Consider the following 21,066-nt stretch of genomic DNA (forward strand, 5'->3'; position numbering starts at 1 on the left):
GCCTGATAACCTGAGGTCAGGCCCGCAGGGACAGCGGCGGCACAAAACACTCCAGCTCAGCTTCGACGGCTTCGATGATGCGCTCTACATCGGCGGCATTCATCACGGTGGCACAGGGAATGCCGGCAATCGCGATCAACGTTTCGCCGCTGCTGCGATCAAACAGGCGGGCGACCATGCTGCCGGGGGCGTCCATGCTGCCCTCAAACCCCATCGGATGAAAATGCCAGCGCATCAGCTGGCAAGCGTTGGGAAATGTCACTTTATTCATGTTGCCCACCTTCTTCATTGAGCGCTTCCTTTAGCTCGCGGCAGGGGCCATGACCGTCACTGGTCAGGGCATCGAAGAAGTTCAAAATAGCACCCGTTCGCAAGCGCAAGGTGACTTTTTTAGGCCCGTTGGGCAGTTCTTTTTCAATACCTTGATGTGGGTCATCTCCTACTACAAACTAGGCAAAAGGCCATTATTCAGAAGCGCCAATTGACCATTGAAGGCTGCCCTGAAATTCGGCACTCTCCAGGGTTTACCCGCAACCGAGCCGCCCATGCCGCAGACCGCTCCGGACGATGATTGCCAACACACCCAAGCCACGGGCGATCTGGTGCTGCGTCACCACCTGTGCTGGCGCCATCGCGATCTGGATGGCGTGATGTCCTATTACCATCCGGACATCCAGTACCACGACTTCTTCCAGAACCGCGTCATCGGCTACACCGAACTGCGTGAATACCTGCAAGCCAGCATGCCGCGCGGCGCCGATGAAGCCATTGAGCACACCGACCGCATTCGTGCCGACGGCGACACCGCGTTCATCCAGTACCGCATCACCTTGCGGGGCGGCCAGGGCCTGGTGTCGTTTCGCACCAGCGAGGCCATCACTGTGCGTGACGGGCTGATCTGGCGGGTCAACGAATACGCGTCACTGGTGCACGAACAGCCGACCCAGGCCATGCGCCCCACGGTCAGCCGCCTGGGTTTGTCGCCCCAGCAATTGGGGCACATGGCCAATGACCTGCAACACTATTTCGAACTCAAGCAGCCCTACCTGGATCCGGAACTGGACCTGCAACGGGTTGCCAAGGAATGCGGCTACAGTCGCAATCAAATTTCCTACCTGTTGAACCAGGTGCTGGGGCAGAGCTTCTGCCGCTACGTCAACCAGGCCCGGCTTCAACACTTGCTGGCCGCGCTGGATAACGCCGTACCGCCGATAAAGGTCGATGACCTGGCGTTCGCCGCCGGTTTCAATTCACTGTCGGCGTTCTACAGTGCCTTTCGCCAGCACACCGGCCAGTCGCCCAAGGCCTACGTCAAACAAATTTCTCTGCGTGCACGCGCGCAAGACAGCCCATAACAGCGCGCTCTAGGATCCAGCCTATCGAAACGAGGTAGGGGAGCTTGGCATGCCGGCATGGCGCAATATCAGTTTATGGATGGACCAGTTGGACGACCCGCTGCTGGCGCGGCCGGCCTTGGAGCATGACCTGGACGTCAACGTGGCCATCATCGGTGCCGGCTACACAGGCCTGTGGACGGCCTATTACCTGAAACGCCAGGCACCCGAGCTGAAAATTGCAATTATCGAAGCCCAAACCGCAGGTTTTGGCGCCTCAGGCCGCAACGGCGGCTGGCTGATGGGCAATTTGCTCGGCGAAGATCGCCTGCTCGCCGGGCTTGACCCGCAACAACGCCGCGCCTCCTTTGACCTGCTGCACGGCATTCCCGATGAAGTGGCGCGAGTGCTGGCCCGTGAGGGCATCGACTGTGACTACCGCAAGGGCGGCGCGCTGTACTGCGCCGCGCGCTACCCCGAGCAGGAAGGCAGCCTGCGCCGCTACCTCGAAAAACTCTACGCCCAAGGCCTGACAGCAGACGATTACCGCTGGCTGAGCCCGCAACAGCTGGCCGAACAGATCCGTATCGCCAAACCCTATGGCGGCATCTACGCGCCGCATGTGGCGACGATCAACCCGGCCAAACTGGTGCGTGGCCTGGCGCGCGTCGTGGAGAGCATGGGCGTCACCCTCTACGAAAACAGCCCGGTCACCCATTGGCAGTCCGGCAGCCTGCGCACCGCCAAGGCGGGTGTGCGGGCCGCTTGGGTGGTGCCGGCGGTGGAGGGCTATGCCACCACGCTGCCGCCGCTGGGTCGCTATCAATTGCCGGTTCAAAGCCTGATTGTCGCCACCGAGCCGCTGCCCGCCAGCACCTGGGATGAAATCGGCTTGAGCCACGGCCAGGCATTCGGCGAAAGCAGCCGCCAGGTCACGTACGGCCAGCGTTCGGCCGACAATCGCCTGGTGTTCGGCGCGCGGGGCGGCTATCAGTTCGCCGGTAAATTGCGCCACAACTTCGACCTGACCGACAGCGAAGTGGAACTGCGTCGCTACCTGTTTGGCGAACTTTTCCCACAGCTGAAGAAGGTTCGGATTACCCACTCGTGGGGCGGCAACCTCGGCATGTCACGCAACTTCCGACCGCACATGGTGTGTGACCACAAGACCGGCATCGCGCTGTCCGGTGGTTACGGCGGGGAGGGCGTAGGCGCCAGCAACCTGGGTGGCCGCACCCTGGCTGACTTGATCCTGGGCCTTGATACGCCGCTGACCACCCAGCCCTGGGTGATTCGCGAACGTGGCCTGGACGCGCTCAAGGCCTGGGAGCCCGAGCCGTGCCGCTGGCTGGGCTACAACGCGATCATTCGCAGTTTTGTCCATGAAGACCAGGTATTGGCCAACCCCAATACCGCGCCTTGGCGCCGCAAGTTGGCGACCGGCGTGGCCGGGTTCATGGAAGGTTTCATGCACTAAGACGTTTCACTCACACGGGAAAACCCATGAGCATCACTCACTTCAAAGACACGCTGAATGCCCACTTGCCGGACTCCTCATCGGTGGCCGTGCCCTTGGGCGAACCCATCGCCGTGGCCTCCACCTTGAGTGTGGAACGCAGCGACGGCGTCGAAACCGGCATCTGGGCGTGCACGCCAGGGCGCTGGCGTCGGCAGATCAAGTCCCAGGAGTTTTGCCACTTTATCCAGGGCCGCTGCACCTTCACGCCCGATAACGGTGAAGTCGTCCACATACAAGCCGGTGATGCACTGATGTTGCCGGCCAACAGCACCGGAGTCTGGGATATCCAGGAAACCGTGCGCAAGACCTATGTATTGATTCTGTAACGCTTTGATCCTTGATCGCCTGCCATAAAAACAGCCCTAAAACCGCCAGGAAATCGAACCATGAAAGCCATTGCCCTGTTGCCCTTGATGTTGGTGGCCACTATCAGCCAGGCCGCCGAGACGGTGAAGATCTACAACTGGTCGGACTACATCGCGCCGGATACCACCAAGCACTTCCAGCAAGAAACCGGCATCGGTTTCACTTACGACGTGTACGACAGCAACGAAACCCTCGACGGCAAGTTGATGACCGGCAAATCCGGGTATGACGTGGTGTTTCCGTCCAACCACTTCATGGCCCGGCAAATCCAGGGCGGCGCCCTCAAAAAGCTCGACAAGAGCCAGTTGCCGAACTGGAAAAACCTCAACCCGGTGCTGCTCAAGGCCCTGGAAAACAACGACCCGGGCAACCAGCACGGCTTCCCGTACCTGTGGGGCAGCACGGGCATCGGCTACAACATCGACAAGGTCAAGGCCGTGCTGGGCGACAACGCCCCGGTGGATTCCTGGGACCTGATCTTCAAGCCGGAGAATATGGCCAAGCTGCAAAAATGCGGCGTGGCGATCCTCGACAACGGCCCGGAACTGCTGCCGGCGGCGCTTAACTACCTGGGCCTGCCGCACCACAGCAAAAAGCCCGAGGACTACAAGAAGGCTGAAGACCTGCTGATGAAAGTGCGGCCGTACGTGGCGTACTTCCACTCATCGAAGTACACCGCTGACCTGGCCAATGGCGACATCTGCGTGGCCGTCGGCTTCTCCGGCGACATCCTGCAAGCCGAAAGCCGCGCCAAGGAAGCCAAGAACGGCGTGAACATCGGCTACAACATTCCCAAAGAAGGCGCCGCCATCTGGTTCGACATGGTCGCCATGCCGGCCGACGCGCCTGACGAAAAGGCCGGCTATGCGTTCATGAACTACCTGCTGCGCCCGGAAGTGATGGCCAGCATCACCAACTACGTGCACTACGCCAACGGCAACGCCGCCGCCGACAGCCTGGTGGACCCGGCGATCAAAGCCGACACCAAGGTGTACCCGAGCCCGGAAATGATGGGCAAGCTGTTTGCACTCGAAGCCATGCCGCTGAACATCGACCGGGTTCGTACGCGGGTGTGGAACACCATTCGTACCGGGCGATAGGCTTAGCTGCTGTGGCGAGGCCCTGTTGTGAAAAACGGGCTTCCCGTGTCGAGCGGGCCTGTTGTGGTGAGCGGGCTTGCCCCGCGTTGGGCTGCGAAGCGGCCCCAAAACCTGCCGCTGAGGACTGCCTGATACACCGCATTCATCCCAACTGGGGCCGCTTCGCGCCCCAACGCGGGGCAAGCCCGCTCGCCACAGCAAGCCTGCCCACCACAGTAACCCTGCCAGCCACAACAACCCGGCTCATCACAACCGCGCATGCAGTCAGGGGTTTTCCAAATCGTGCCCCAGCGACTGGATAAACAGCGAAAACAGCTCCGGCTGTGACGAGATATCCAGCTTTGCGTACAGGTGTCGCCGGTGCACCTTCACGGTGTCCGGCGAGATCTTCAGGCGTTCGGCCATGGCCTTGGACGAGAACCCGCGCAGCACCAGGCGTGCCACTTCCAGCTCCCGCTCCGAGAGCACACCACTGCCGAAATGGCTCAGCGCATCCCGGATCTGGCTGTCCATCGCCGGCGCGCGTTGGGTACTTTGCTGCCAATGCTGGTGCATCAACGGCAACACCCAGGCTGCCAGCATCGTCATCAACCCGGTTTCCTCAACGCTGAACCGCCGCTGCATGCCCAGCGATAACGACAAGGTCCCTGTACCCGGCACTTGCAGGATGAACTGCACCTCGTCTTCCAGCACGTTGTCGTGAAAGTAGTTGAGGAAGTATTCACTCTGGCGGAAATGATCCGGCGCGACTTCCTCCAGGCGATACACACCACTGGCATAACCCTCGCGGCAGGCCTGGTAAAACGGGTCGAGCAAGTACAGGCCATTGAGGTACACCAGCATCGACGCCGGTTTACTGCTGGGCTGGGCGTCGTATTCTTCCAGGGCCTGGGGCGGGCCGTCGGCAGGATAGAAAATCGCCAGCGCGTTATCGAACGGCAGGCATTGGTGCAGCAACAGTACCAGTTGCTTCCAGAACCGCTCGGTGCCGATATGCGCGACGGTGCGGCCCAGGCCTGCGTGCATGCCGACCTCTCTGAACAGGCTCATCTCACAGGCTCCCACCCTCAAAATATCGGCCAAGGGTTCGGCTTTTAGCGCGTACCGTCAAGGGGAGTACGCCAATAGGGGAATTGGCCTGCCTACACGCAGCGTTTACTTTCTCGACCATCCAGTGGGAAACATATCCCGCAAACGCCAGACCTTTCGTTTCTGCCTCACATCAAAAACAACGACAGAGGATAACGATATGAGTGCTTCCCCCGCGCCAGACGGCGTTCTCAAACCCACGCTGAGCGTGTTCGATGTGGTCGCCATCACCGTTTCTGCGGTGACGCCGGCCAGTTCCGTGTTTGTGATTGCCCCGTTTGCCATCCAGCAAGCGGGCAGTGGTGTGTTCCTGGCGTTTGTGATGGCCGGCTTGCTCGCCTTGATGTTCGCCTTCTGCTACGCGGAGCTGGGCCGCGCGCACAACAGTGCCGGTGGCGAATACGTCTACGCCAAGCGGGTGTTTGGCGGCATGGCCGGCTACGCGACCTTCCTGACCGTGCTGGTGATGCTGCTGTTTATCCCACCGGTGTTGGCCACTGGCGCGGCGACCTACCTGAACAATGCTCTGGGCACGCAGTTCGATTCGCAAACCGTCGCCCTGGTCATCGTGGTGTGCAGCTACGCGCTGGGCATCCTCAATATCAAGCTCAACGCCTGGATCACCGGCACCTGCCTGCTGCTGGAAATCGCCGCGTTGCTGGTGATTGTGTGCATCGGCTTCGGCAACCCGGTGCAGCCGGCCAGCGTGTTGTTCCAGCCGCAAATCGTCGAAAACGGCGTGCTGCACCTGGCGCCGTGGGGCTTGGTGATCGGCGCGGTCGGTATCGGCTTGTTTTCGTACAACGGTTACGGCCCCGCCGTGTTGTTGGCTGAAGACATGAAGTGTGGCGGCAAAGGCGTGCACAAGGCGGTGCTGTGGTCACTGGGGCTGGTGGTGGTGATCGAACTGGTGCCCATCACCGCGCTGTTGATCGGCGCGCCGTCGTTGAGTGCGATGATCAGCAGCCCGGACCCGATCGGCTACCTGCTGACCAGCCACGGCAATGAAACGCTGTCGCGGCTGGTCAGTGCGGGGATCTTCCTCTCAGTGTTCAACGCGATTGTCGCCATCGTCATCCAGATTGGCCGCGTGGTGTTCAGCAGCGGCCGCGATGCGCTGTGGACGCCGCGCATCAACACATTGTTCACGCGCATTCACCCGCGCTGGGATTCGCCGTGGCTGGCAACCTTGTTCCTGGCCATCCCGTCGGCGCTGTTGAGTTTCAGCTCCAATCTGGCGGACCTCACATCCTTCAGCGTGTTACTGATCATATTGGTGTACCTGGCGGTGGCCTTGTGCGCGCTGATGAGCCGGGTGCTGCTGCGTGATCGCGAGCATCCTTATCGCATGCCGTTATGGCCGCTGCCGGCGGTGTTGGCCGTGCTGGGCGCAGGTTACCTGCTGGTGACCTTGATCTACGCGGCGTCGGTGCGCGACATCATGATCATCATCGGCTTGCTCGCGCTGTCGGTCATTTTTTATTGCATCAGTGGCCGGTTGAGTCCGGCGTATCAAAAATTGTAAGGAGTGGGTATGCGTGCACGTCAATTGGGCATTACGTTGGGGCTGGGCATGCCCGGCGAATTGAATGCCATCACCGATGTGCCGGGCGTTCGGGTCGGCCACAGTACGCTCAAGGCGTGTATCGACGGCAAACAAGTGCGTACCGGTGTCACCGTGATCCAGCCGCGCGAAGGCGAGGCGCGGCACCAGCCGTGCTTCGCCGGGTATCACGTACTCAACGGCAATGGCGATGCCACCGGCCTTGAATGGATCAGCGAAGCGGGATTGCTGACCACGCCCGTGGCCATCACCAACACTCACAGCATCGGCGTGGTGCGTGACACCTTGATCGCCCTGGAGCGTGAGCGCCTGGCGGACCCGGCGGTGTATTGGTGCATGCCGGTGGTGATGGAAACCTACGACGGGCTGCTCAATGACATCTGGGGCCAGCACGTCAAGCCCGAGCATGTGCGCGAGGCGCTGGATAGCGCCCAAGGCGGCGCGGTGCAGGAAGGCGCAGTGGGCGGCGGCACCGGGATGATCTGCCATGAGTTCAAGGGCGGCATCGGCACCGCGTCACGGCGCTTGCCGGCTGAGGAGGGCGGCTGGACCGTCGGCGTGCTGGTGCAGGCCAACCACGGCAAGCGTCAGGAACTGCGGGTCGACGGTTACCCGGTGGGCCGCCACTTGATGGGCATTGCTTCGCCGTTTGCCGCGCGTGGCACGCCGGGCATGGGCTCGATTGTGGTGATCATCGCCACCGACGCGCCCTTGCTGCCGCACCAATGCCAGCGCCTGGCGCAACGCGCCTCGATTGGTATTGCGCGCACCGGCGGTGGCACCGAGGATTCCAGTGGCGACCTGTTCCTGGCATTCGCCACCGGCAACCACGAGCTGCCACCGGCCGATTACGGGCGCAAGAACCTGCCACTGAGCAGCGCGTTGCAGATGCTCAACAACGACCATATTTCGCCGTTGTTCAGCGCAGCGGCGGAGGCGGTGGAGGAGGCGATCATCAACGCCATGCTGGCCGGCGAGGACATGACCACCGAGGACGGCGTCAGGGTGCCCGGCCTGGCGGATGAGACCTTATTGACCGCACTAAACAAGTGCGGTTGGAGCGTGTCCCCGTAATAGGGGACAACTCTAATTAATTATCTAAGTAGTGGCTCTTTAATGTCGCCAATGACACCGTGACAATATATTGGATCCATTATTCAAGTGCGCCGCTCAAGTTGAGCGGCTTTACTGCTATTTAATATTTAAATACCACTCGGGCCGGCGCTTTTGCGCAAACGCAGTTGTCCCCAATAAACACTGCCTGCGACTTCCTTAACTTGAATCCACGTCACATTTTCGCTGCGGAAATATTTGTAGACGAAAGATTTCAAGTTGTGTCAGTTTCGATACGCCTTCAAAAGAGGCGAGTGATAGGACGATCTCGCCCGCGGGGTTCCTATCGACCAAAGACTGATGCACTTGCAAACAAGGAAGTACGTTTATGTCAAAAGTAAAAGACAAAGCTATTGTTTCTGCCGCGCAAGCCAGCACTGCTTACTCGCAAATCGATAGCTTCAGCCATCTGTATGACCGTGGCGGCAACCTCACGGTGAATGGCAAACCGTCCTTTTCCGTGGACCAGGCAGCGGACCACCTGCTGCGCGATGGCGCCTCGTACAAGGATGTGAATCACAACGGCAAGATCGATCTGACCTACACCTTCCTCACCTCGGCTTCCTCGGCCACCCTGAACAAACATGGGATCTCCGGGTTCAGCCAGTTCAACGCCCAGCAGAAAGCACAGGCCGTACTGGCCATGCAATCCTGGTCGGATGTCGCCAACGTGAGCTTTACCGAAAGCGCCTCGGGCGGTGACACGCACATGACCTTCGGCAACTACAGCGGTGGCCAGGATGGCGCGGCTGCCTTCGCTTACCTGCCCGGCACCGGCGCAGGCTACGACGGCACCTCGTGGTACCTGACCAACAGCAGCTACACGCCGAACAAGACCCCGGACGTGAACAACTACGGCCGGCAGACCCTGACCCACGAAATCGGCCATACCCTGGGCCTGGCTCACCCTGGCGACTACAACGCCGGGACCGGCAACCCTTCGTACAAAGACGCGGACTATGGACAGGACACGCGTGGCTACAGCGTCATGAGTTACTGGAGCGAAAGCAACACCAACCAGAACTTCACCAAAGGCGGCGTCGAAGCTTACGCTTCAGGCCCGCTGATCGACGACATCGCCGCGATCCAGAAGCTCTACGGTGCCAACTACAGCACCCGCGCCGGTGACACCACCTACGGTTTCAACTCCAACACCGGGCGTGATTTCTACAGCGCTACTTCCAATGCCGACAAGCTGGTGTTCTCGGTATGGGACGGTGGTGGCAACGACACCCTGGACTTCTCCGGTTTTACCCAGAACCAGAAGATCAACCTCAATGAGGCCTCGTTCTCCGACGTTGGCGGCCTGGTGGGCAACGTGTCCATCGCCAAGGGCGTCACGGTCGAGAACGCCTTCGGCGGTTCGGGCAACGACCTGATCATTGGTAACAACGCAGCCAACCTCATCAAGGGCGGTGCCGGCAACGACATCATCTACGGTGGTGGCGGTGCGGACCAACTGTGGGGCGGCGCCGGCAACGATACCTTCGTGTACGGTGCCAGTTCCGATTCCAAGCCAGGTGCTGCTGACAAGATCTTCGACTTCACCTCGGGTTCGGACAAGATCGACCTGTCCGGTATCACCAAAGGTGCAGGCTTGAGCTTCGTCAACGCGTTTACCGGGCATGCCGGCGATGCTGTACTCAGCTATGCCTCGGGTACCAACCTGGGCACCTTGGCCGTGGACTTCTCCGGGCACGGCGTGGCGGATTTCCTCGTCACCACCGTTGGCCAGGCTGCGGTCAGCGACATCGTAGCGTGATGTAAAGCGCGCGGCGCTCCGGCGCCGCGCTCTATGATGGAGCAGCACATGCCGCGTTTTTCTCATTTGATCGCCTGTGCTTCACAGGTGTTGTTCGTGTCGGCAGGAGCCCACGCAATGGCTAGCAGTCTTGTTTTACCCACCACCGCCCAGTTGGCCGGCCACTGGCAGTTGCACCAGCAGGATCAAGTGTGCGCGTTGGACCTGTTGGACCAGCCTAACGCGCTGGCCGGTGACGTGGCGTGCGCCGCGCAATGGCTAGGCGATAAACCGCTGACCTGGTTGCCGACCCCGGACGGCATCTGGCTGATGAACGCCCAGGGCACGGGCATTATCCATTTGAACCGTGAAAAAGACGGCGAATATAAAGGGCAGACGCCTTCAATTCCCGAAGTTGTCCTGCAACGAACACCTTAATTAACAGTTATAAGCATATAACCCGATTTTAATAGTTGGCCGCCCTACTGTGGGGTCTGGGCAACTAGTGCGCGTAATTCGCTTCAGGGAAGATCAGAAGATATGGCGAAGTCCCATGCGGTTGCGCCCTTATTCAGGGCGTTGGGTGAATACAAGAGTATTTTGATCAGCATCGGCTGTTTTACCGCATTGATTAACCTGTTGATGCTGGTGCCGTCGATTTACATGCTGCAAGTGTACGACCGTGTGTTGTCCTCCCAGAATGAAACCACCCTGGTGATGTTGACGTTGATGGTCGTCGGCTTCTTTGCGTTTATCGGCACGCTGGAAGTCGTTCGCAGTTTTATCGTGATCCGGATCGGCAGCCAGTTGGAGCGGCGCTTCAACTTGCGCGTCTACAAAGCCGCGTTTGAACGCAACCTGCAGCGCGGTCAGGGGCACGCCGGGCAATCCCTTGGCGACCTGACCGTGATCCGCCAATTCATCACGGGGCCTGCGCTGTTCGCGTTCTTTGATGCACCGTGGTTTCCCATCTACCTGTTCGTGATTTTCCTCTTCAACGTGTGGCTTGGCGTGCTGGCAACGGCGGGCGCGGTACTGCTGATCGCGCTGGCGTGCCTGAATGAATACCTGACCAAAAAACCGCTGGGCGAGGCGGGCGCGTTTTCCCAGCAATCGACCCAGTTGGCCACCAGCCACTTGCACAACGCCGAGACGATCCAGGCCATGGGCATGCTCGGCGCGTTGCGCAAGCGCTGGTTCGCGGTGCATTCGCAATTTCTTGGCTATCAGAACAAGGCCAGCGACACCGGCTCGGTGATCACCTCGCTGAGCAAGTCCTTTCGTCTGTGCCTGCAATCACTGGTGCTGGGCTTGGGCGCCTTTCTGGTGATCAAGGGCGACATGACGGCCGGGATGATGATCGCCGGTTCCATCCTCATGGGCCGCGTGCTCAGCCCCATCGACCAACTGATTGCGGTGTGGAAGCAGTGGAGTTCGGCCAAGTTGGCTTACCAGCGGCTTGACGAATTGCTGCGCGAATTTCCGCCGGAAGTCGAACACATGGCGCTGCCAGCGCCCAACGGCCAGGTCAGTTTCGAGCAAGTCAGCGCGGGCCCGCCCGGGCGGCGCGTGCCGACCCTGCATCAGGTCAGCTTCAACCTCGGTGCGGGCGAAGTGCTTGGCGTACTCGGCGCGTCGGGTTCGGGCAAATCCACCCTGGCCCGCGTGCTGGTGGGTGTGTGGCCAACCCTGGCCGGCACGGTGCGCCTGGACGGCGCCGATATTCATCGTTGGGACCGCGACGACCTAGGCCCCCATATCGGTTACTTGCCCCAGGACATCGAACTGTTCAGCGGCAGCATCGCCGACAACATTGCACGGTTTCGCGACGCCGACCCGGAACGGGTGGTGCAGGCCGCGCAACAAGCCGGTGTGCATGAGCTGATCCTGCGCCTGCCAAAGGGTTACGACACGGTGCTGGGCGACAACGGCGGTGGCCTGTCCGGTGGCCAGAAGCAACGCGTGGCCCTGGCCCGCGCGCTCTACGGCGGGCCGCGCTTGATCGTACTGGATGAACCCAACTCCAACCTCGACACCGTCGGCGAAGCCGCGCTGGCCAGTGCCATCGTGCAGATGAAAGCCCAGGGCAGCAGCGTGGTGCTGGTGACGCACCGGTCCTCGGCGTTGGCCCAGGCCGATAAATTGCTGGTGCTCAACGAAGGCCGTTTGCAGGCCTTCGGCCCCAGCCAGGAAGTGCTGCGCGCCTTGTCGGGCCAGCAGCAGGAAGCACCACGAGAAAAGGCCGGCGTGAGCCTCAGCCGTCAGTACCAAGCCGGAAGGAATCCAGGCGCATGAGCAGCCTTACATTTGAGCAACGAGATGCCGGTTTTTTCGTAAAAATGGGTTGGCTGCTGACCATCGTCGGCGCCGGCGGCTTCTTTCTCTGGGCCAGCCTGGCGCCTCTGGACCAAGGCATCCCGGTGCAAGGCACGGTGGTGGTGTCGGGCAAGCGCAAAGCCGTGCAAACCTTCAGCCCCGGCGTGGTCAGCCGGATTCTGGTGAAGGAGGGCGAGGTGGTCAAACAAGGCCAGCCGCTGTTTCGCCTCGACCAGACCCAGAACCAGGCCGACGTGCAATCCCTGCAAGCCCAGTACCGCATGGCCTGGGCCAGCGTGGCGCGCTGGCAGAGCGAGCGCGATAACCGCTCCAGCATCACCTTTCCGGCCGAGCTGAGCGCCAACCCCGATCCGGCGCTGGCCCTGGTGCTGGAAGGCCAACGCCAACTGTTCAGCAGCCGCCGCGAGGCATTTTCCCGCGAGCAAGCCGGGATTCGCGCGAATATCGACGGTGCCACCTCGCAACTCAACGGCATGCGCCGTGCCCGCAGCGACTTGTCCGCCCAGGCCCAATCCCTGCGCGACCAACTGGCCAACCTGCAACCCTTGGCCGACAACGGCTATATCCCGCGCAATCGCTTGCTCGATTACCAGCGCCAACTGTCCCAGGTACAACAGGACCTGGCGCAGAACGCCGGCGAAAGCGGCCGCGTGGAGCAGGGCATTCTTGAATCACGGCTCAAGTTGCAGCAGCACAGCGAGGAATATCAAAAGGAAGTGCGCAGCCAACTGGCCGACGCCCAACTGCGCAGCCTGACCCTGGAGCAGCAGCTCACCTCGGCCGGCTTCGACCTGCAGCACAGTGAAATCAACGCACCGGCCGATGGCATTGCGGTCAACCTCAGCGTGCACACCGAAGGCGCCGTGGTGCGTGCCGGTGAAACCCTGCTGGAAATCGTGCCCCAGGGCACACGCCTGGAAGTCGAAGGGCGTTTGCCGGTGAACCTGGTGGACAAGGTCGGCACGCACTTGCCGGTGGATATCCTGTTCACCGCCTTCAACCAGAGCCGCACGCCGCGCGTGCCGGGCGAAGTCAGCCTGATTTCCGCCGACCAGATGCTTGATGAAAAAACCGGCCAGCCGTACTACGTGCTGCGCACCACGGTGAGCGAGGCCGCACTGGAAAAACTCCATGGCCTGGTGATCAAGCCGGGCATGCCTGCCGAGATGTTCGTGCGCACTGGCGAGCGCTCGTTGCTCAATTACCTGTTCAAGCCGCTGCTGGATCGCGCCGGCTCCGCGCTGACCGAGGAATGAGCATGAAACCTGTGTTCATTTCACTGCTGTTGATGTGTGGCTCTGCCCAGGCTGCCATGGGCCCGTTTGATGTGTATGAGCAAGCCTTGCGTAACGATCCGGTGTTTCTCGGCGCGATCAAGGAGCGCGACGCCGGCCTGGAAAACCGCACCATCGGCCGCGCCGGGCTGCTGCCGAAACTGTCGTACAACTACAACAAGGGCCGCAACAACTCTGAGGCGCACCTGCCGGACGGGCGCGGCGGCAACTACCGTGACGACCGCAACTACAACAGTTATGGCTCGACCTTCAGCCTGCAACAGCCGTTGTTCGACTACGAAGCCTATGCCAACTACCGCAAGGGCGTGGCCCAGTCGTTGTTCGCCGATGAAAGCTTTCGCGACAAGAGCCAGGCGCTGCTGGTGCGAGTGCTGAGCTATTACACCCAGGCCCTGTTTGCCCAGGACCAGATCGACATCGCCCGCGCCAAAAAGAAGGCTTTCGAGCAGCAGTTCCAGCAAAACCAGCACCTGTTCCAGCAGGGCGAAGGCACGCGCACCGACATCCTCGAAGCCGAATCGCGTTATGAACTGGCGACTGCCGAAGAGATCCAGGCGCTGGATGAGCAGGACGCGTCGCTGAGGGAGTTGGGCGCGTTGATCGGTGTGCAGAGCGTCAACATCCAGGATTTGGCGCCGCTGAACCAAAGTTTTGCCGCCTTCACCCTGACGCCGGCCAACTACGACACCTGGCATGAACTGGCGATCACCAATAACCCGACCCTCGCTTCCCAGCGCCAGGCCGTGGAAGTGGCGCGCTATGAAGTGGAGCGCAATCGCGCCGGGCACCTGCCCAAGATCACCGCGTATGCCAGCTCGCGCAAGCAGGAGTCCGACAGCGGCAACACTTACAACCAGCGCTACGACACCAACACCATCGGCATCGAAGTCAGTGTGCCGCTGTACGCCGGTGGCGGTATTTCGGCCGCCACCCGCCAAGCCAGTCGCGGCATGGAGCAGGCCGAGTACGAGCTGGAAGGCAAGACGCGCGAAACCCTGATTGAGCTGCGCCGCCAGTTCAGCGCGTGCCTGTCCGGGGTGAGCAAATTGCGCGCGTATCAAAAAGCCCTGACCTCGGCCGAGGCGCTGGTGGTGTCGACCAAGCAGAGCATCCTCGGCGGCGAGCGGGTCAACCTCGACGCGTTGAACGCCGAGCAGCAGCTGTACAGCACCCGTCGCGACCTGGCCCAGGCGCGGTACGACTATTTGATGGCCTGGACCAAATTGCACTACTACGCGGGCAACTTGCGCGACACCGACCTGGCGAAAGTCGATGAGGCATTCGGCCCGGTGAAATGAGCAGTTATAAAAACAATAAGGATGGTTTAGATGATCACCGATTCATCACGCTTCAAGCCCTTTACCGCAGGTTCCTTGCTGCTGTTGTCCGTTGCGGCACAGGCGCAATACACCGAGACCGGTTTACTGGGTAACCCCGCCAGCTGGCGTTCGGCCGAGTTCCAGAGTGACTGGGGCCTGGACCGCATGAAGGCGAATGAGGCCTACGCCGCCGGGATCAGCGGCAGCGGGGTAAAAATCGGCGCGCTGGACTCCGGGTTCGATACCGATCACCCGGAAGCCTCCAAAGACCGCTTCCACCCGGTCACGGCCACCGGCACTTACGTCAATGGCAGCGCGTTCAGCACCACCGGCGCGCTCAACCCCAACAACGACTCCCACGGCACCCACGTCACCGGCACCATGGGCGCGGCGCGTGATGGCGTGGGCATGCATGGCGTGGCGTACAACGCGCAAGTCTATGTGGGCAATACCAACGCCAACGACAGCTTCCTGTTTGGCCCCACCCCGGACCCCAAATACTTCAAGGCGGTGTACACCGCGCTGGTGGATTCCGGCGTGCGCGCCATCAATAACAGCTGGGGCAGCCAGCCGCCGGACGTCAGCTACCAGACCCTCGACGGTCTGCATGCCGCCTACGCCCAGCATTACAACCAGGGCACCTGGCTGGATGCGGCAGCGGATGTGGCCAAGGCCGGCGTGATCAATGTGTTCAGCGCCGGCAACAGTGGTTACGCGAATGCCAGCGTGCGTTCGGCGCTGCCGTACTTCCAGCCGGAACTGGAAGGCCACTGGCTGGCCGTGTCGGGCCTGGACAAGGCGAATAACCAGAAATACAACAAGTGCGGCATCGCCAAATACTGGTGTATTTCCACCCCGGGCGCGCTGATCAACAGCACCGTTCCCGGCGGCGGTTATGGGGTGAAGTCCGGCACGTCGATGTCGGCGCCGCACGCCACCGGCGCCTTGGCGCTGGTGATGGAACGCTACCCGTACTTGAACAACGAGCAGGCGTTGCAGGTGTTGTTGACCACCGCCACGCAACTCGACGGCTCAATCACCCAGGCACCCAATACCACCGTGGGCTGGGGCGTGCCGGACCTGGGCCGGGCGATGCACGGGCCGGGGCAATTGCTTGGCTCGATGAACGTCAACCTGGCGGCCGGGCAGGGCGATGTGTGGAGCAACGGCATCACCGACCAGGCGTTGCTCCAGCGCCAGGCCGAAGACCGCGCCGAGCACACAGCCTGGCAGCAAACCCTGATCGACAAGGGCTGGCAAAACGGCGTGGGCGCAACTGCCAGTCAGCAGGACCAGACTGACTACGCGGTCGGCACCGCCCGTGATCAAGCCGCCGCGAACCGCGTGTATGAAGGCAGCCTGATCAAATCCGGCGCCGGCAGTTTGCTGCTCAGCGGCGACAGCACCTACCGCGGCGCGACCAGCGTCAATGGCGGCCTGCTGGCGGTAAACGGCTCGCTGACCTCGGCCGTGACCGTGAACGACAGCGGCACCCTCGGCGGCTCCGGGCGCATCGGCGCGTTGGCGGTGAACAGCGGCGGTACCGTGGCACCGGGCAATTCGGTCGGCACCTTGCAGGTGGCGGGCGATGTGAACCTGGGGGCGGGTTCCACCTATGCCGTGGAACTGACCCCGACCACCAGCGACCGCATTGTCGCCGGTGGCAACGCCGTACTGGGCGGCGGCACCGTCACCCTGGCGCTGGAAAACAGCCCGACGTTGCTGAGCCAGAGCCAGGTGCAAAGCCTGATCGGCCGTCAGTACACCATCCTGCAGGCGGCGGGCGGCATCCAGGGGCAGTTTGGTCAAGTGCTGCCCAACTACCTGTTCCTTGGCGGCACCCTCGACTATGCGGCCAACGGCGTGCAACTGGACGTGGGGCGCAACGGAGCGACTTTTGCCAGCGTTGCCGCCAACCGTAACCAGCGCGCTGTCGCCGCCGCTGCCGAGCAACTGGGCGCGGGCAACCCGGTGTATGAAAGCCTGTTGCAGTCCGATTCGGTTGCTACCGCTCGGCAAGGCTTGCAGCAACTGTCCGGCGAGGTCTACCCGGCGATTGGCGCGATGCTGATCAACGACAGCCTGCAACTGCGTGATGCTGTGGGTGAGCGGCTGCGCCATGTACCGGTGAGCGGCGAAAGTAACCTGTGGCTCAAGGCGCTCGGGGCTTGGGGCAAGGCTGACAGCCGCAGCGAAACCGCAGGCTCGATCACCTCGATCGGTGGCTTGCTGGCTGGTGTGGACGGTGCGTTGGACGAGCAGACCCGCGTGGGTGTGGTCGCAGGCTACAGCGACAGCTCCTTGAACCTGGGCAGTGGCACACACTCATCGGCGTCCATCGACAGTTACCACTTCGGTGCGTATGCCGGGCGGGAACTGGGTGACTGGCGCGTGAGCGTCGGCGGCGCCTACAGCTGGCATCGCGGTGATGTGAAGCGCGACCTGCAATACGGCGACGTCAGCGGCAAGCAAAAGACCAAGCTGGATGCGCGCACGGCGCAGTTGTTCACCGAGGCGGCGTACCGCATTCACCTGCAACCGCTGGCGCTGGAGCCGTTCGCCAACCTGGCGTACGTGCACCTGGACAGTGACTCATTCCACGAAAAAGGCGACGCCGCGGCCCTGGAGCGTGGCAGTGATCGGCGTGATGCGGTGCTCAGCACCCTGGGCCTGCGCGCGTTGAAAACCTTGCCATTGAATGACCATCAGCAACTGGAACTGTCCGGTTCGCTGGGCTGGCAGCACAGCCTCACGGCGGTGGAATCCGAAGAACATTTGGCGTTTGTTGCCGGCGGGCCGTCATTTGCCGTGCGCAGTTCGCCGTTGCTACGTGACGCGGCGCTGGTGGGCGTGCAGGCCAGCCTGGCGTTGAGCCCGACCACACGGGTCAACCTGGATTACAACGGCCAGTTGGGTGGCCGCGAGAAAACCCAGGGCGTGGGGCTGAGCCTCAACTGGCAGTTCTAGAGAACACCGCAGGTCAAAAACGGTGGGAGCTGGCACGCCAGCGCCCACATCAGATAGGCGGCGCTGAAGAAAAAGTGATTCACATACCGGCAATAAGAAAACTAAGGAAGGTCACCGTGAACAAACGCAAGTCAGGGTTAATCACCGCCACTCACACCGGCCCGGGCTACCCGCTCAAGGCCTTGAGCTGCGTGCCATACGGCGCGTTGCTGTGCTGCCTGGCAAGCCTGGGAACCGCCCAGGCCGCACCCTATGTGGAAGCGGGCAAGCTGGGCGACGCGGCCAGTTGGCGCAGCAATGAATTCAAGGCCGACTGGGGCCTGGGCGCGGTGCATGCAGATGCTGCCTACGCCGCGGGCTACACCGGCAAGGGCGTCAAGCTGGGGATCTTCGACCAGCCGGTGTACGCGCAGCACCCGGAATTCGACAGCCCCGGCAAGGTAGTGACCATTGTCACCGAGGGCATTCGCCAATACACCGACCCCTACATTCCGGTGAAGGCGGGCGATGCGTTCCGTTATGACGGCACGCCGTCCAAGGACTCCAACGGCAAGCTGGGTAACCACGGCACCCACGTCGGCGGCATTGCCGCGGGTAACCGCGATGGTGGGCCGATGCATGGCGTGGCGTTCAATGCGCAAATCCTCAGCGCCGAAAACGGCGACCCGGGCCCGGAAGACGGGATCATCCTCGGCAACGATGGCGCGGTGTACAAGGCCGGTTGGGATGGGCTGGTCGCCAATGGCGCGCGCATCATCAACAACAGCTGGGGCATCGGCATCGGTGACCAGTACGCCAAGGGTGGCCGCGATCCGGCATTCCCCAACTTCACGGTCAATGAAGCGCAGGCGCAGTTCAACGTTATCCGGCCGATCCTCGGCACGCTGGCCGGCGGTGCTTATCAAGGCGCAATCGACGCGGCCCGCAGCGGCGTGCTGACCATCTTTGCCGCCGGTAACGACTACAACCGCAACAACCCGGATGCGATGTCGGGCCTGGCCTACTTCGTGCCGGACATTGCGCCAAACTGGCTGTCGGTGGCGGCTTTGCAGCAGAACCCGGACACCGCCAGCGCTGATCCTTATGTGATCAGTACCTTCTCGTCGCGCTGCGGGTATGCGGCAAGCTTTTGCGTGTCGGCGCCGGGCACCAAGATCTTCAGCTCGATCATCAACGGCACCGACCTTTCAAACCTCACCACCGACTGGGCCAATAAAAATGGCACTTCCATGGCCGCGCCCCACGTGGCCGGCGCTGCGGCGGTGTTGATGGAACGCTTCCCGTACATGAGCGGCGATCAGGTCTCCACCGTGCTGAAAACCACCGCCACCGACCTCGGCGCGCCGGGCATCGACGCGCTGTACGGCTGGGGCATGATCAACCTGGGCAAGGCGGTCAACGGCCCGGGGATGTTCATCACCGGCGAAGATATCCCGGCCGAGTTTCGCATCGACGGCGCGTACGGCAGCGGGCAGTTCGTGGCGGATTTGCCAGGGATCGGCGCCGTGGTGGATGCCGGCAAACCGACTCAGCGCCTGTGCACCGACGTGCACTGCGGGCTGGACGTGTGGAGCAACAACATCTCCGACCACGGCGGCCTGACCAAGCAGGGCATCGGCGCGCTGGTGCTGACCGGCAACAACACCTACAGCGGCCCGACCCTGGTTAATCAGGGCTTGCTGGCGATCAATGGCTCGGTCACCTCCGACGTCACCGTCAGCCAGAGCGGCGTGGTCGGTGGCTCGGGGCATATCGGCTCGCTGTCCGCCAAAAGCGGCGGCACCGTGGCGCCGGGTAATTCCATCGGCACCTTGAATGTGGCCGGCAATGTCACTTTCGACGCGGGCTCGACCTACGCGGTGGAGTTGTCGCCGACCAGCAGCGATCGCATCGTCGCCGGTGGCACGGCCACGCTCAATGGCGGCACCGTGACCCTGGCCCTGGAAAACAGCCCGACACTGCTGACAAACGCGCAGGCCCAGAGCCTGGTCGGTCGCCAGTACACCATCCTGCAAGCCGCGGGTGGGGTTACCGGTAGCTTCGGTGCGGTACTGCCCAACTACCTGTTTATCGGTGGCACGTTGAACTATGCCGCCAACGGTGTGCAGTTGGATGTGGCGCGTACCAACAGCTTCGCCAGTGTGGCCGTCACGCCCAACCAGCGTGCTGTCGCCGCGGCGGCAGACCAGTTGGGCGCCGGCAACGCGGTGTATGAAAGCCTGTTGCTGGCGCCGACTGCGGCCTCGGCGCAAGGCGCGTTCCAGCAACTGTCCGGCGAAATCTACCCGGCGTTGCAGAGCGCGCTGGTCAACGACAGCCGCTACGTGCGTGAAGCGGTGGGTGAGCGCCTGCGCAATGGCGAGATGGGCGCCACCAGCGAAACCCTCGACAGCCGTGGCAACGTGTGGGTCAAGGCCCTGGGCGCCTGGGGCAAGACCGACAGCCGCAGCGACACGGCGGGCTACACCACTTCGCTGGGCGGCATGCTTGTGGGCGTTGACGGTGCGTTGGACGAGGCGACCCGTATCGGTTTGGTCGCCGGTTACAGCGACACCTCGTTGAACATGGGCAACGACACCCACTCACGTGCCTCGGTCGACAGCTACCACTTTGGCGCCTATGCCGGGCATGAGATCGGTGCCTTGCGCCTGAGCGGGGGAGCGACCTACAGCTGGCATCGCGCCGATGTGAAGCGCGACCTGCAGTATGGCGATGTGGCCGGCAAGCAGAAAGTCAAAGTGGACGCGAGCAGCACGCAGGTGTTTGGCGAGGCGGCTTACCGCGTCAATCTGCAACCGCTGGCCCTGGAGCCGTTCGCCAACCTGGCTTACGTGCACCTGGACACCGATGGCTTTACCGAAAAAGGCGATGCCGCCGCGCTCAAAGGCCACGACGACCGCCGCGATGTGGTGTTGAGCACCTTGGGCATGCGTGCATTGAAGACCTTCAATGTGAACGATCACCAGCAACTGGAGGTGTCCGGCACCCTGGGCTGGCAGCACAACCTGAGTAGCACTGATTCCGAGCAGCACCTGGCGTTCGCGTCGGGCAGCCCGTCGTTCGCGGTGGAAAGCGCACCGATGGTGCGCGATGCCGCGCTGGTGGGCGCGCGGGTGAGCCTGGCCTTGAGCAAAGAGGCGCGGGTGAACTTTGACTACAACGGCCTGCTGGCCAGCAAGGACAAAGTGCACGGGGTGGGCTTGAGCCTCGACTGGGCGTTCTAAAGGTTTCATCACCTTTGCATGCGGGCCAGGGGGGGGGGGGGGGGGCGCCCCCCCCCCCCCCCCCCCCCCCCCCCCCCCCCAAACAGTTTTTGATTTTT

15 protein-coding genes are annotated in these 21,066 nt (G+C 62.1%); 13 read left to right on the forward strand and 2 right to left on the reverse strand.

Annotated elements, in window-relative coordinates; all coding sequences use genetic code 11:
- Nucleotides 1-16 precede the first annotated feature (16 nt).
- Nucleotides 17-289, reverse strand: a complete 273-nt coding sequence (locus NTD89_RS05805; protein WP_145160542.1) for a DUF1652 domain-containing protein — start codon at nucleotides 287-289, stop codon at nucleotides 17-19.
- A gap of 256 nt (nucleotides 290-545) precedes the next feature.
- On the opposite strand from NTD89_RS05805, the gene NTD89_RS05810 reads away from it, so the two are divergent.
- From NTD89_RS05810 to NTD89_RS05825, 4 genes are read left to right on the forward strand one after another with little or no spacing between them, the layout of a single operon-like run.
- Nucleotides 546-1,355, forward strand: coding sequence for a helix-turn-helix transcriptional regulator (locus NTD89_RS05810; protein ID WP_262206711.1), 810 nt, complete (start codon nucleotides 546-548; stop codon nucleotides 1,353-1,355).
- 49 nt (nucleotides 1,356-1,404) lie between these two features.
- Complete coding sequence (locus tag NTD89_RS05815; protein ID WP_262206712.1) at nucleotides 1,405-2,811, forward strand: NAD(P)/FAD-dependent oxidoreductase; 1,407 nt, start codon at nucleotides 1,405-1,407, stop codon at nucleotides 2,809-2,811.
- A 26-nt stretch (nucleotides 2,812-2,837) separates the two neighbouring features.
- Nucleotides 2,838-3,179: a cupin domain-containing protein gene (locus tag NTD89_RS05820; protein WP_262206713.1), complete on the forward strand. Its 342-nt coding sequence runs from the start codon at nucleotides 2,838-2,840 to the stop codon at nucleotides 3,177-3,179.
- A gap of 60 nt (nucleotides 3,180-3,239) precedes the next feature.
- Entirely contained in the window at nucleotides 3,240-4,319 is a 1,080-nt protein-coding gene (locus NTD89_RS05825; RefSeq protein WP_242196897.1) for a polyamine ABC transporter substrate-binding protein, read from the forward strand.
- A gap of 264 nt (nucleotides 4,320-4,583) precedes the next feature.
- On the opposite strand, the gene NTD89_RS05830 is transcribed toward NTD89_RS05825, so the two are convergent.
- Entirely contained in the window at nucleotides 4,584-5,369 is a 786-nt protein-coding gene (locus NTD89_RS05830) for a helix-turn-helix transcriptional regulator (RefSeq protein WP_262206714.1), read from the reverse strand.
- Nucleotides 5,370-5,568: 199 nt separating this feature from the next.
- Here NTD89_RS05830 and NTD89_RS05835 point away from each other — a divergent pair, with 199 nt between their 5' ends.
- The 9 genes from NTD89_RS05835 (at nucleotide 5,569) to NTD89_RS05875 (ending at nucleotide 20,968) form a co-directional block, all read left to right on the forward strand.
- Nucleotides 5,569-6,933 (forward strand): APC family permease, encoded by a 1,365-nt coding sequence (locus tag NTD89_RS05835; protein WP_262206715.1) that lies wholly within the window; start codon nucleotides 5,569-5,571, stop codon nucleotides 6,931-6,933.
- A 9-nt stretch (nucleotides 6,934-6,942) separates the two neighbouring features.
- Entirely contained in the window at nucleotides 6,943-8,046 is a 1,104-nt protein-coding gene (locus NTD89_RS05840; protein ID WP_262206716.1) for a P1 family peptidase, read from the forward strand.
- A 367-nt stretch (nucleotides 8,047-8,413) separates the two neighbouring features.
- Complete coding sequence (locus NTD89_RS05845) at nucleotides 8,414-9,847, forward strand: serralysin family metalloprotease (protein ID WP_106578104.1); 1,434 nt, start codon at nucleotides 8,414-8,416, stop codon at nucleotides 9,845-9,847.
- A gap of 48 nt (nucleotides 9,848-9,895) precedes the next feature.
- Entirely contained in the window at nucleotides 9,896-10,264 is a 369-nt protein-coding gene (locus NTD89_RS05850) for a protease inhibitor Inh/omp19 family protein (RefSeq protein WP_106578105.1), read from the forward strand.
- 102 nt (nucleotides 10,265-10,366) lie between these two features.
- On the forward strand, nucleotides 10,367-12,121 hold the full coding sequence (locus NTD89_RS05855; RefSeq protein WP_262206717.1) for a type I secretion system permease/ATPase: 1,755 nt from the start codon (nucleotides 10,367-10,369) through the stop codon (nucleotides 12,119-12,121).
- On the forward strand, nucleotides 12,118-13,419 hold the full coding sequence (locus NTD89_RS05860) for an HlyD family type I secretion periplasmic adaptor subunit (protein ID WP_106578107.1): 1,302 nt from the start codon (nucleotides 12,118-12,120) through the stop codon (nucleotides 13,417-13,419). Before NTD89_RS05855 ends, NTD89_RS05860 begins: the two co-directional genes overlap by 4 nt.
- A gap of 2 nt (nucleotides 13,420-13,421) precedes the next feature.
- Nucleotides 13,422-14,756 carry a TolC family outer membrane protein gene (locus tag NTD89_RS05865; RefSeq protein WP_145160562.1) on the forward strand — a complete coding sequence of 445 codons (1,335 nt, stop codon included), beginning with the start codon at nucleotides 13,422-13,424 and terminating at the stop codon, nucleotides 14,754-14,756.
- 30 nt (nucleotides 14,757-14,786) lie between these two features.
- The gene (locus NTD89_RS05870) at nucleotides 14,787-17,744 is read left to right on the forward strand and encodes an autotransporter serine protease (protein ID WP_262206718.1); all 2,958 of its coding nucleotides are present in this window, start codon (nucleotides 14,787-14,789) and stop codon (nucleotides 17,742-17,744) included.
- A gap of 116 nt (nucleotides 17,745-17,860) precedes the next feature.
- On the forward strand, nucleotides 17,861-20,968 hold the full coding sequence (locus NTD89_RS05875; RefSeq protein ID WP_262206719.1) for an autotransporter domain-containing protein: 3,108 nt from the start codon (nucleotides 17,861-17,863) through the stop codon (nucleotides 20,966-20,968).
- Nucleotides 20,969-21,066 lie beyond the last annotated feature (98 nt).

The sequence above is a fragment of the Pseudomonas sp. 14P_5.3_Bac1 genome (genome assembly GCF_025466135.1).
Lineage (GTDB): Bacteria > Pseudomonadota > Gammaproteobacteria > Pseudomonadales > Pseudomonadaceae > Aquipseudomonas.

Coding starts and splice junctions, on each gene's coding strand:
- NTD89_RS05870 (WP_262206718.1), top strand. CDS start 14,787: ATGATCACCGATTCATCACGCTTCAAGCCCTTTACCGCAGGTTCCTTG.
- NTD89_RS05810 (WP_262206711.1), top strand. CDS start 546: ATGCCGCAGACCGCTCCGGACGATGATTGCCAACACACCCAAGCCACG.
- NTD89_RS05825 (WP_242196897.1), top strand. CDS start 3,240: ATGAAAGCCATTGCCCTGTTGCCCTTGATGTTGGTGGCCACTATCAGC.
- NTD89_RS05865 (WP_145160562.1), top strand. CDS start 13,422: ATGAAACCTGTGTTCATTTCACTGCTGTTGATGTGTGGCTCTGCCCAG.
- NTD89_RS05845 (WP_106578104.1), top strand. CDS start 8,414: ATGTCAAAAGTAAAAGACAAAGCTATTGTTTCTGCCGCGCAAGCCAGC.
- NTD89_RS05835 (WP_262206715.1), top strand. CDS start 5,569: ATGAGTGCTTCCCCCGCGCCAGACGGCGTTCTCAAACCCACGCTGAGC.
- NTD89_RS05830 (WP_262206714.1), bottom strand. CDS start 5,369: ATGAGCCTGTTCAGAGAGGTCGGCATGCACGCAGGCCTGGGCCGCACC.
- NTD89_RS05855 (WP_262206717.1), top strand. CDS start 10,367: ATGGCGAAGTCCCATGCGGTTGCGCCCTTATTCAGGGCGTTGGGTGAA.
- NTD89_RS05805 (WP_145160542.1), bottom strand. CDS start 289: ATGAAGAAGGTGGGCAACATGAATAAAGTGACATTTCCCAACGCTTGC.
- NTD89_RS05860 (WP_106578107.1), top strand. CDS start 12,118: ATGAGCAGCCTTACATTTGAGCAACGAGATGCCGGTTTTTTCGTAAAA.
- NTD89_RS05820 (WP_262206713.1), top strand. CDS start 2,838: ATGAGCATCACTCACTTCAAAGACACGCTGAATGCCCACTTGCCGGAC.
- NTD89_RS05850 (WP_106578105.1), top strand. CDS start 9,896: ATGCCGCGTTTTTCTCATTTGATCGCCTGTGCTTCACAGGTGTTGTTC.
- NTD89_RS05815 (WP_262206712.1), top strand. CDS start 1,405: ATGCCGGCATGGCGCAATATCAGTTTATGGATGGACCAGTTGGACGAC.
- NTD89_RS05840 (WP_262206716.1), top strand. CDS start 6,943: ATGCGTGCACGTCAATTGGGCATTACGTTGGGGCTGGGCATGCCCGGC.